This window comes from Cupriavidus sp. L7L (genome assembly GCF_004353535.1).
Taxonomy (GTDB): domain Bacteria; phylum Pseudomonadota; class Gammaproteobacteria; order Burkholderiales; family Burkholderiaceae; genus Cupriavidus; species Cupriavidus oxalaticus_A.
Genome location: NZ_SMNY01000211.1, coordinates 1 through 1,016, shown reverse-complemented (window position 1 = coordinate 1,016; position 1,016 = coordinate 1). Strand labels below are relative to the sequence as shown.

The following is a 1,016-nucleotide window of genomic DNA, read 5'->3' as shown; positions in this document are numbered from 1 at the left end:
ACTACGGACCGCGGGCGAGTCGGTCGGTGCCGGCGCAGGCAGCGCGGCATTGTTGGTAGCGGCCATCACAACAGCGGAGCCGTCGCGATAGCGAATCTCGACCGCTTGGCCGAGTTTCGGCATCTCACGCAATGCCACGGCCTGGTGCAGGATGCCCGACACGTCATCGATCTTCTGCACGACAAGATCCTGACGTACGGCGACAATCGGTCCGACGTAGCGACTGTCGCCAGGCTCCGCACGTCGGAGGTCCGCGACGACATGCGCGGCCAGTTGAGCGACATCCTGGTCCACGCCGAGCTGGTCTTGAAAGCCCTGAGCGATCCGGTCGCGCATCTCGACTTCGGGGCGCCCGGCGAAGCGGTTCACCGAGTTGCCGATGTGATGCCCCACATCGGCGAACTTCTCATAGATCACGGATTGGCCGAGCATCTCGTGTTTCAAGGTTTCTGACGCGTCACCAAGCAGGTGCTCGGGCACCTGCTTAAAGCGCGCGTGCTCGATCGAGGTGAACTGACGCATCAGCGACGGGTTATCCGGATGCCGCAACTTCGGATCAGTCGACCGGACTTTGGCGTAGCCTTTTGTGATGGTCCCAACGGACTCTTCGTCAGCCGTGTAGACCTGCATCTTGAAGTTCTTGCCTGCGGCGAGGTCGCGCGCCTCCTTTTCAACGAGGCCTTTCATGGTTCCCCAGCGTGCGTCCTCTGGTGGGATGTCTTCGAGCAGATCCCCAATCACCTGGCGCATCGCCTTCGGCGGCATCAGCTGCTCGAAATCGAAATCGATCCCCTGCGTGACGGCAACCATGCACCACCGGTCACGACCCTCGATGGCACCCCACTCCTTGCCATTCAGAATGCGTTCGTGTGTGGTGTAGCCCAGATCGCGAAGCTGAGATCGGAGAATGCTGGCCGAGGCCGTATTCGCGTAGGTCGGCACATTCTCGATAGTCACAATGGCCGGAGCGGCTTTGTTGAGGATCACGAGAGCCGCGACGACCAGGTGACCTACTT

The 1,016-nt window shown here is 61.1% G+C and carries 1 protein-coding gene; it reads right to left on the bottom strand.

The window, feature by feature from the left end:
- A partial coding sequence (locus tag E1J61_RS37220) for a DNA cytosine methyltransferase (RefSeq protein WP_256376159.1) occupies positions 1 to 1,005 on the bottom strand: 1,005 nt, incomplete at its 3' end.
- Positions 1,006 to 1,016 lie beyond the last annotated feature (11 nt).